This window comes from Streptomyces sp. 150FB, assembly GCF_000818195.1.
In the GTDB taxonomy this organism is placed as follows: Bacteria; Actinomycetota; Actinomycetes; order Streptomycetales; family Streptomycetaceae; genus Streptomyces.
This window is the reverse complement of sequence record NZ_JTHL01000001.1, coordinates 6,258,155-6,267,808: the sequence shown is the minus strand read 5'-3', so window position 1 is coordinate 6,267,808 and position 9,654 is coordinate 6,258,155. Positions and strand designations below refer to the sequence as shown.

Here is a 9,654-nt window from a genome sequence, read left to right as displayed (position 1 = left end):
CGCCGCGAAGCCGGACGAGGTGTCCGTACCGGTCGTGGAGGCGCCGGGGACGGCGGGCGGCGAGCACGGCGAGGCGGTCGACGGCGGGCCCGTACAACGCGGCTGGGAGCTGGCGCAGTGGGCGGTGGCGAGCGCCGCCGAGCTGCGGATCGACGAGGTCTCCTACGGAGGCCGCGTCTGGAGCGCCGAGGACGCCGGCGACGGCTGGCGGCGGGCGGACGGCGCGCCGAAGGCCTCGGACACGGCGGCAGTTCGAATCCGGATCGCGCGGTAGTACGGAAGGGTCGCCCGCAGGAGTTACTGGCGGCATATACGGACGGCATCTCGTCCGATGAGTCGCCGGAGCGGGCCGCATTCGCCAAATGCCTTGCGCCGTAAGCGGAGTGACGATTCACCAGGTCTTTTCGAACAGACTCGTTTGACCGTTTTTATCCGTACCCGATAATGCGACGCATTGCTAACTCTTTACCCTGCCGCACCGCAACTTTCGCCGCCCTCGGAGGGGTTGTCACTGTGTCCGATCGACGGACACGAACCGTTTCTCTCCCTTCAAAGGAGCACCATGTCCCTCCCCCTGACCCGTCGGATCGCCCGTGTCGCGCTGCTCATCGCGGCGGGTGCGGCGCCCGTGGTCGGTGCGGCCGGCGCGGCGAGTGCCGCCGCCCTGCCCCAGGCGACCGACCTGAGCGCCCTGACCGCGCTCGACGGCGCCCAGGTCGGCGACACCGTCGACAACGGCGCCCAGACGGCGACCAAGGTGGTCGGCACGGTGGGCGGCAAGACCATCGAGACGGCCGTCCCGGCCGCCGGCAAGGCCGTCGGCGGCGCCGCGAAGACGGCGACCCCCGCCGCGCAGAAGGTGGCCGGCGAGACCGCGGGCAGCGCCGGCGAGGCCCTCGGCCAGACGATGACGTCTGCGAACTCGGCGAACTCGGCGAACCCGGCGAAGCCGGCGAGCAGCGGCTCCAAGGGCGCGCTCGGCGGCGGCCTGCCCAGCCTGCCGGTCTCGGGCCTGCCGCTCGGCTGAGCCCACGCCTGACCGGTACGACCCGAACCACCTGCCCCTGCCCGGGCCCGTCCCGCACCGGACGCGCCCACAAGGGCACTGACGGCCCCTCAGCGGGCCGTACGACGGCGAAGAGGGCCCGGGGAGCACGAAGCTCCCCGGGCCCTCTTGTACGTCCACGTGGCGGGCCGACAGCCGCAAGCCGACAGCCACAGCCCGGCCGCCGCTCAGCCCAGTCGCTTGACCGCGGCCTCGATCCGCTCGTCGGTGGCGGTCAGCGCCACCCGTACGTGACGCCCGCCGCCGGGCCCGTAGAAGTCGCCGGGCGCCACCAGGATGCCGAGTTCGGCGAGGTGCGCCACGGTGTCCCAGCAGGGCTCGTCCCGCGTCGACCACAGGTACAGGCTCGCCTCGCTGTGGTCGATACGGAAGCCGTGCGCCTCCAGCGCCGCCCGCAGGGCCGTGCGCCGGGCCGCGTACCGCGCCCGCTGCTCCTGTACGTGCGTCTCGTCGCCGAGCGCGGCCACCGTCGCCGCCTGCACGGGCGCCGGGGTCATCATCCCGCCGTGCTTGCGGACCTGGAGCAGCTCGTACAGAACGGCGGCGTCACCGGCGACGAAGGCCGCGCGGTAGCCGGCCAGGTTCGAGCGCTTGGAGAGCGAGTGGACCGCGAGGAGACCCTCGTACGAGCCGCCGCAGACGTCCGGGTGCAGCACCGAGAACGGCTCGGTCTCCCAGCAGAGGTCGAGATAGCACTCGTCGCTGGCGATCAGCACACCGTGCTCGCGGGCCCAGGCGACGATCCGGGTGAGCTCGTCCTTGGACAGCACGGCCCCGGTCGGGTTCGACGGCGAGTTGAGCCACAGCAGCTTCAGCCCCGCGGGGTCGAGCGCCGTGGGGTCGTCGTACGGCACCGGCTCGGCGCCGCACAGCCGCGCGCCCACCTCGTACGTCGGGTAGGCGAGGCTCGGGAAGGCGACCCGGTCGCCGGTGCCGAGCGCGAGCTGTGTCGGCAGCCAGGCGACGAGTTCCTTGGAGCCGACCACCGGCAGGACGTGTCCGTGGGTCATCCCCCGCGCGCCGAGCCGCCGTCCGGCCCAACCGGTCAGCGCGTCACGCAGTTCGACCGTGCCCCACACCGTGGGATAGCCGGGCGAGTCCGCCGCCGACGTCAGGGCCCGCTGGATCACCGCGGGGACCGGGTCGACGGGCGTGCCGATGGACAGGTCCACGATCCCGTCCGGATGGGCCGCCGCCGTCGCCTTGTAGGGCTCCAGCTTGTCCCAGGGGAAGACGGGGAGGCGCGAAGAGACTGCGGACACGGTGCTCACACTTTCTCGTACGGATGTCGAAACGCCCCGGTCCCGTACGGCGGCGGGCCGTACGGGACCGGGGACAGTGCGCTGTCAGCCGTTCTGGGGCGGCAGCGCGGCGATAAAGGGGTGATCCCGCTCGATCAGGCCGAGCTTGGAAGCGCCACCGGGCGAGCCGAGCTCGTCGAAGAACTCGACGTTCGCCTTGTAGTAGTCCTTCCACTCCTCCGGGGTGTCGTCCTCGTAGAAGATCGCCTCGACCGGACAGACCGGCTCACAGGCTCCGCAGTCGACGCATTCGTCCGGGTGGATGTACAAGGACCTGGAGCCCTCGTAGATGCAGTCGACCGGGCACTCCTCGATGCACGCCTTGTCCTTGACGTCGACACAAGGCTGCGCGATGACGTAGGTCACGCTGTCGTTCCTCCTCGATAGGGCGGCGGCGGGCCGATCTGCGGCTCCGTCCACGGGCGCGCGGGAGCGCGGCGTCGTCGATGCCCACACCTAGTATCTCCGTTCCTGGGCATGATCCGAACAGGAGGGGCGGACAGAGAAGTGGAATTCACGGCCGGCGGACGGCTCAAGGTTTACGTAACCCCCGCTGACGTGGGAAAACGCGTCTCTGTCAGACGACTGACCGGGGCCGGGCCCGGCGCGCGGAAGTTCAGCGACACGGTGGGCGTTCTCACATCCTGGGACGCTGGTGTGCTCTTCATCACACGTAAGGACGGCGAATCTGTCCGTATCGCGGAATCGGCGCTGGTCGCGGGGAAAGTGGTGCCGCCCGCACCGGCGCGGCGGCGCGGTCCCGCCACGTCGTTCGAGGAGCTGACGGCGGTCCTCGCCCGCGGCTGGCAGCCGGTGGAGAGCGAGGCGCTCGGCGACTGGCGGCTGCGCGCGGCGTCCGGCTTCACCCGCCGCGCCAACTCCGCGCTGCCCTCCGGCGACCCCGGGATGCCGCTGGACGAGGCGCTGGCGCGCGTACGGCAGTGGTACGAGGCGCGGGGGCTGCCTCCGTACGTCCAGGCGGCGACGGGCGCCGAGGGCACCCAGGAGCAGCTCTGCGCGGAGCTGGAGCGGCGCGGCTGGTGGCGGGAGGTGACCGCCGAGGTACGGATCGGCGCACTGGCGCCGCTCGCCGACCGCGACGCGGACGTCTCCCGGGTGCGGCTCGGGCGGGAGTGCGACGCGGCGTGGCTGCGGCGCTACCAGCGGGTCGGGACGCCGGGGCCGCATGTGCTCCAGGTGCTGCGCGGCGGCCCCTCGGTGTGGTTCGCCACGGTCGCCGGGGAGCGGGACGCGAACGGCGGGGGCGGCGGGGGCGGCGGGGACGGTGAGAACGGCGGGGACGCCGGGGACGGCGTGCCCGCTGCGATCGGCCGGTGCGTGGTCGACGGGCGCTGGGCCGGTTTCATGGCCGTGGAGGTCGACCCGGCCCACCGGCGGCAGGGCCTGGCCACGAGCGTGATGACCGCGCTCGCCCGGCGCGCGCTGGAGGAGGGCGCGTCGGCCGGCTGGCTCCAGGTCGAGTCGGACAACGAGGGGGCGCGGGCGCTGTATGACGCGATGGGCTTCGACGTGCATCATCGCTACCACCATTTCCGAACATCCTGAGCGGGTACGAGTCGCGTATGCAGCCGGAAGAACCGGAACAGCGGGAACCACCTGAGCGGAAGGCCGCCGCCGAGCGCCGCCGCCGATTCGCCGAGGAGGCCCGCGCCGAGCGGCCCGACCTGGTGACGCTCTGTCTGCTGATCGGCGCCGAGGCCGACCCGTCGCTGGGCGAGGCCGGCCTGGACGAGGCCGAGATCGAACTCGACCGGCTGGCCGGGCTGCTGCCGTTCGGGCTCTCGGGGGCGCGCGCCTGGGCCGCGGCGCTCGCCGAACTGCTGGGGGCGCGCTGCGGCTTCCTCGGGACCGCCGCGGACTACGGGCGGCTCAGCTCCTCGCTGCTGCACGAGGTGCTGCGGCGCAAGCGGGGGCTGCCCATCCTGCTCTCGGTGGTCTGGATGGAGGTCGCGCGCCGCGCGGGCGCGCCGGTGTACGGGCTGGCGCTGCCCGGCCACTTCGTCGTCGGCTTCGGGGACCCGGCCGAGCAGGTCATCGCCGATCCGTATGTGGGCGGCCGGCTGCTGACGGGCTCCGAGGCGGGGGAACTGGTCACCGCCCTTACCGGCTCCGAGCCCGTCGCTTCGGCCTTCGCACCCGCCGACCCGCTGGACATCGTGCTGCGGATCCTCAACAACATCCGCGCGTGGGCCGCTTCCCGGATGGACCGTACGGATGTGGCGCTCTGGGCCGTCGAGTTGTCCCTGCTGCTGCCCTCCCACCCGGCCAGACTGCGCTACGACCACGCCCAACTCCTCGTCAGGCGCGGCGAGTTCCTGGCGGGGGCGGCGGAGATGGAGGAATACGCGCTGGTGGTGGGCACGTTCGAGCCGTCGACTGCGGAGGCGATCCGGCGCAAGGCACGCGCGGCACGGGCGATGCTCAACTGACCGCCGGGCCCCCGGCGGAGGCCGGACCGGTATCCCTACAGCCAGCCCTTCTCGCGGGCGATCCGCACGGCCTCGGCGCGGTTGCGCACCGCCAGTTTCTGGATCGCCGTGGAGAGGTAGTTGCGGACGGTGCCCTGCGACAGGTGCAGTGCGGCGGCCAGTTCCACATTGGTCGAGCCGTCGGACGCGGCCCGCAGGACCTCGCGTTCGCGGTCGGTCAGCGGGTTGGCGCCGTCGGCGAGGGCCGCCGCCGCCAGGGTCGGGTCGATGACCCGCTCGCCGGCGAGCACCTTCCGTACCGCTTCGGCCAGTTGGGCCGCCGGCGCGTCCTTGACGAGGAACGCCTGCGCGCCCGACTCCATCGCGCGGCGCAGATAGCCGGGGCGGCCGAAGGTGGTCAGGACGACGACCTTGAGGCGCGGCAGGGCGGTCCGCAGGGCCGCCGCAGCCTCGATGCCGGTCATGCCGGGCATCTCGATGTCCAGCAGGGCGACATCCACGTCATGGGCCAGCGCGGCGGGCAGCACCTCGTCGCCGCGCGCGACCTGCGCGACCACCTCGATGTCCGGTTCCAGACCGAGCAGGGCGGCCAGCGCCTCACGCACCATGGACTGGTCCTCGGCGAGGAGGACCCTGATCGTGCGGCTCATGCACCGGATCCTAGGCCCTGACTAGGCACTGTCCAGGCCAGGAACCGGCCCAGGAACCGGCCCAGGAACCGGGCCAGGAACCGGGCCAGGAACCGGGCCGCGGCTCCCGGCGGCACCGACGGCCGGTCCCGCGCCCATCGGGACCCGTGCCCTCAGGACGAAGCCGCCCCGCGAGGGGCCCGCCTCCAGCGTGCCGCCGATCTTGGCGAGGCGTTCCGTCAGACCGGTCAGCCCGTTGCCGTGCGGGGCGGCGCGCGAGGTGGCGCCGGCCGCGCCGCGCCCGTTGTCCTCGACGGTGAGTTCGACCACGGGTCCGCGCAGCGTCTGGCGCGCGGTGAGTGAGACGGCGCAGCGGCGGGCCCCGCTGTGACGTACGACATTGGTGACCGCTTCCCGCAGCGACCAGGCGAGCACCGCCTCGCTCTCCTCGCACAGCCCGTCCCCCGGCAGGTCGGAGGGGGCTTCGGACGGTACGTCGGCGGTGATGCCCGCGACGGCGAGCGCCGTGCGCGCCCCCGCCAGCTCGCCGGGCAGGGTGGGCCTGCGGTAGCCGCTGACCGCTTCCCGTACGTCGTTGAGCGCCTGGCGGCTGACGTGCTCGATGTCCGCCACCTGCTCGGCCGCCCGCTCGGGCTGCCCCGGGAGCATCCGCCCCGCCAGCTCGCTCTTGAGCGTGATCAGCGAGAGAGAGTGGCCGAGCAGGTCGTGCAGGTCCCGGGCGAGCCGCAGCCGCTCCTCGTTGGCGGCGAGCGCGGCCACCGTGGCCCGTGCCTCGCGCAGCTCGATCGTCGTACGCACGAGCTGGCCGACGCCCGCCATGGCGAACCCGCCGAGCAGCGAGGGGACCACGAGGGCGGTCACGAAGCCGTCGTCGTTCCCGGTGTGCAGACCGATCAGGATCATCGCCACGGTGACGCCTGCGATCGCGAACCGCGACAGCCGGACCGGCAGCGCCGCTCCCGCCGAGACCGACACGTAGACGAAGAGCACCAGCCAGGGCGAGCCCAGCGTGAGCGGGAGGACGACCGCGAGGACGAACAGGGCGGCCAATTCTCCGTGGACCAGCCAGCGCTGGAGCGGCCTGCCGGTGTGCCGGAAGATCAGCGCCAGATAGCCGGCCACGAAGAGAACCAGGCTGAGCGTCCCGAAAACGGTGCCGGCCGCCGAGTACGTACCGCTGAAGAGATCGCTGATCGGAGCGCCCAGGAAGGCGAGCCAGATGCCGACCCACATCAGCTTCATGAACGACTGACGGCGGTTCGTCGGCGGCTGTCCGACGGAGGGGAACGTGGCTTCACTCACGCCTTCAGTGTGTCCTTCCGGTAGAGCCAGGCGGCGCCGCCCGCGAAGAGCAGCGTGTACACGACCAGGATGGCGACGTCCTTCAGATGCGGTGAGCCGCCCAGTTCGACGGCCTGGCCGAGACCCGCGTACGCGTGGGTGGGCAGCCATTCGACGATGTTCTGGAGCCACCGCGGGTAGGCGGTCGTGGGCACCCACAGGCCGCCGAGGATCGAGAGCCCGAAGTAGATGATCATGGTGATCGGCCGGACGGCGTCGCCCGACGCCAGGTAGCCGATGGCCACGCCGAGCGCCGCGAAGCAGACGCTGCCCGCCCAGATCACAAAGGTGAGGGCGATCCACTGCCAGACGGCGAGGCTCACTCCCTTGGAGGCGCCGGCGACGATGAAGACGATGATGATCGAGGGCAGCGAGACGACGGCGGCGCTGCAGATCTTGGCGAGGACATAGCCGCGTCCCGGCAGCGAGGTGAGCCGGAGCTGGCGCACCCAGCCCTTCTCGCGCTCCTTCGCGATCTTCTCGCTGTTGCCCATGAGTACGGCGGTCAGCGCGCCGAAGGACGCCATGGCGACCATGTAGAAGGCGCTGAGGCTCAGGGCGGTGCCCGGGACGTTGCCGCTGCCCTGCGGTCCCGCGATCACGAGGAACAGCACGGCGGGGTAGATCACCGAGAAGAACATGAACTTCCTGTTGCGCAGCGTGCGGGTGATCTCCAGCTTGATCAGGGTGTTCACGCGGTCCTGGCCTCCTCGGCCTCGGTGATGGCGACGAAGGCCTGCTCCAGGCCGAGTCCGGCGACCTCCAGGTTGCGCGGGTACAGGCCGAGCCCGTACAGCGCGTGCACGGTCGCGTCGGCGTCGTGCGACTGCATACGTACGGTCGTGCCGGAGATGTCGACGGCGCTCAGGAACGGCAGTCCGCGCAGCGCGCTCTCGTCGATCACGCCACCGTCGTCGGGCGCCAGGTCGAAGGTGATCCGGCGGGCGCCCGCCTTCGCCTTGATCTCGGCGGCGGTGCCGTCGGCGAGCAGCCGTCCCCGGTACAGCACGAGCACCCGGTCGGCGATCGCGTCGGCCTCTTCGAGGTAGTGGGTGGCGAACAGCACCGTACGGCCCTGATCGGCCTGTTCGCGCATGGTCGCCCAGAACGCCTGCCGGGCGGTGACGTCCATGCCGGTGGTGGGTTCGTCGAGGACGATCAGGTCGTTGGCCCCCGCGGTGGCGAGCGCGAAGCGCACGCGCTGCTCCTGGCCGCCGGAGAGCTTGTTGACCTTCTGGTCGGCGATCTGGGTGATGCCCGCCCTGGCGAGCACCTCGGAGACCGGGTACGGCTTGCTGTGCAGGTCGCAGGCGAGCTTGACCAGCTCGCGCACCTTGACGTCCTCCATCAGGCCGCCGCTCTGGAGCATCGCGCCGACCCGGCCGGCCGCGATGGCCGCGGTCGGGGACATGCCGAAGACCGAGACGCTGCCCGAGTCGGGCTTCCGCAGGCCGAGCAGCAGGTCGAGGGCGGAGGACTTGCCCGCGCCGTTGGGGCCGAGGAGCGCGACGGTCTCGCCGGGGTGGAGGTCCAGCGAGAGACCGGCCACGGCGTGGACGGCTCCGTAGCTTTTGTTCACGTTCTCAAAACTCACCACGGTGGTGGGAGGCGCCGCTGTTGTCGTCATGCGCCAAGCCTCTCCCGGGGGCGGGGTCCGCCGTCAGTGCCATGGGTCGTGAGCTCGGCATGACATCCGTCATCCGAAACGGGTGACAGTCCGGGAAGGCCCGGCCTCCGGGCGTACGACGGAGCCCCCCGCCCGGTACGGGCGGGGGGCTCCTCCGATCTCGGCCGGGCCGCGTGCGTCGCGTCAGCTCGGGTTGAGGTCGATCACCTGGGTGCGCTCCGCCGGGGTCTTGCCCAGCAGGGCCTTCTGGAGCGCCTGCGTCACGTCGTCGGTGGAGACCGGGTGCTGCTGGCCGTCCCCCTTGGTGATGGTGATGCCGTTGAAGACACCGTCGAGCAGCTCGGTGATGGCCGTCTTGTCGTAGACCTCCACCAGCTTCCCGTCGATCGCCTTCATGGAGAGGATCTTCGGGAGGGACTTGGCGGGGCCGAACTGGATCTGCTTGTCCCCCGCCTTGATCGTGACGAGCCCGGACATCGCCGGCTCGGCGAAGTCCTTCATCGCCCGGTCGATCTCGGCCTGGCTTATGGTCGGCTCGCGGGTGGTGACGGGCAGTTCGACCGTCCTCGGCCGGCCCGTCTGGACCTGGCTGCGGTAGGCGTCACGTACGGAGACGATCGACTGGCTGACGTCCAGCGCCTTGCCCACCTTGCCGGGTTCGGCGACGGCCTTGCCGGGCTCGAACTTGATGGTGCCCTCGCTCGCCGAACCCGACGTCCCCGACAGCTCGGTGAGCGCCGCGGTCAGCTTCTCCTGGTCGACCGGGATCACCGGGTTGACGATCCGGGCCTGGCCGAAGAGCGAACCGATCACGGTGACCGGGTTGTAGTCGCTGCCGGCGGCGCCGCGTACGGTCGCCTGGCTGTCCAGGCTGAGGCCCGCGTTCTCGGGGGGCAGTTCCGCCGTCTTGCCGCCGACCCCGAGGTGGAGCGGCGCCGAGGCGCGCGAACCGAGCACGCTGTCGAGCTTCTTGACAGCGTCGTCGCGGGTGCCGCCGCCGATGTCGACGCCGAGGACCGTCGTGCCCTTGGGCACGTCGGAGTGGTTCATCAGCAGACCGGCGCCGTAGAAGCCGCCGGCCACCACGACGAGGGCGACCACGGCGAGGACCAGCTTGGAGCGGCCCTTCTTGACGGGCGCGGGCGGGGCCGCCGCACGGGCGGGCGCCGAGCCCTTCGGGGGCGTGATGTTGGGTGCGCCGGGAAGGCCGTCGGCCGCC

General features: G+C 71.9%; 9 protein-coding genes and 2 pseudogenes. 4 read left to right on the top strand and 7 right to left on the bottom strand.

Annotated features, from left to right (window positions below; all coding sequences use genetic code 11):
- Positions 1-274 (top strand): annotated as a pseudogene (locus QR77_RS27100) (hypothetical protein); the annotation flags it as partial.
- 288 nt (positions 275-562) lie between these two features.
- The gene (locus QR77_RS27095; protein ID WP_040024667.1) at positions 563-1,027 is read left to right on the top strand and encodes a hypothetical protein; all 465 of its coding nucleotides are present in this window, start codon (positions 563-565) and stop codon (positions 1,025-1,027) included.
- Positions 1,028-1,233: 206 nt separating this feature from the next.
- On the opposite strand, the gene dapC is transcribed toward QR77_RS27095, so the two are convergent.
- Both dapC and fdxA read right to left on the bottom strand, forming a co-directional pair.
- On the bottom strand, positions 1,234-2,328 hold the full coding sequence (gene dapC, locus QR77_RS27090; protein WP_040028733.1) for a succinyldiaminopimelate transaminase: 1,095 nt from the start codon (positions 2,326-2,328) through the stop codon (positions 1,234-1,236).
- Between the two features lie 84 nt (positions 2,329-2,412).
- On the bottom strand, positions 2,413-2,733 hold the full coding sequence (gene fdxA / locus QR77_RS27085) for a ferredoxin (protein WP_003985062.1): 321 nt from the start codon (positions 2,731-2,733) through the stop codon (positions 2,413-2,415).
- 141 nt (positions 2,734-2,874) lie between these two features.
- Between fdxA and QR77_RS27080 the strand changes: the two genes are divergently transcribed.
- Both QR77_RS27080 and QR77_RS27075 read left to right on the top strand, forming a co-directional pair.
- Positions 2,875-3,933 carry a GNAT family N-acetyltransferase gene (locus tag QR77_RS27080; RefSeq protein WP_040024664.1) on the top strand — a complete coding sequence of 353 codons (1,059 nt, stop codon included), beginning with the start codon at positions 2,875-2,877 and terminating at the stop codon, positions 3,931-3,933.
- Positions 3,934-3,950: 17 nt separating this feature from the next.
- On the top strand, positions 3,951-4,817 hold the full coding sequence (locus tag QR77_RS27075) for a transglutaminase-like domain-containing protein (protein WP_040024663.1): 867 nt from the start codon (positions 3,951-3,953) through the stop codon (positions 4,815-4,817).
- A gap of 35 nt (positions 4,818-4,852) precedes the next feature.
- Here QR77_RS27075 and QR77_RS27070 read toward each other — a convergent pair whose 3' ends face one another.
- The 5 genes and pseudogenes from QR77_RS27070 to QR77_RS27050 form a co-directional block, all read right to left on the bottom strand.
- Positions 4,853-5,467, bottom strand: coding sequence for a response regulator transcription factor (locus tag QR77_RS27070; RefSeq protein ID WP_040024661.1), 615 nt, complete (start codon positions 5,465-5,467; stop codon positions 4,853-4,855).
- Positions 5,468-5,488: 21 nt separating this feature from the next.
- Positions 5,489-6,709, bottom strand: coding sequence for a sensor histidine kinase (locus tag QR77_RS27065; RefSeq protein WP_078877881.1), 1,221 nt, complete (start codon positions 6,707-6,709; stop codon positions 5,489-5,491).
- A 56-nt stretch (positions 6,710-6,765) separates the two neighbouring features.
- Positions 6,766-7,503, bottom strand: a complete 738-nt coding sequence (locus QR77_RS27060) for an ABC transporter permease (RefSeq protein ID WP_040024660.1) — start codon at positions 7,501-7,503, stop codon at positions 6,766-6,768.
- Positions 7,500-8,435, bottom strand: a complete 936-nt coding sequence (locus tag QR77_RS27055) for an ABC transporter ATP-binding protein (RefSeq protein WP_040024659.1) — start codon at positions 8,433-8,435, stop codon at positions 7,500-7,502. Before QR77_RS27055 ends, QR77_RS27060 begins: the two co-directional genes overlap by 4 nt.
- Before the next feature lie 183 nt (positions 8,436-8,618).
- Positions 8,619-9,654: pseudogene (locus tag QR77_RS27050) on the bottom strand (hypothetical protein); the annotation flags it as partial.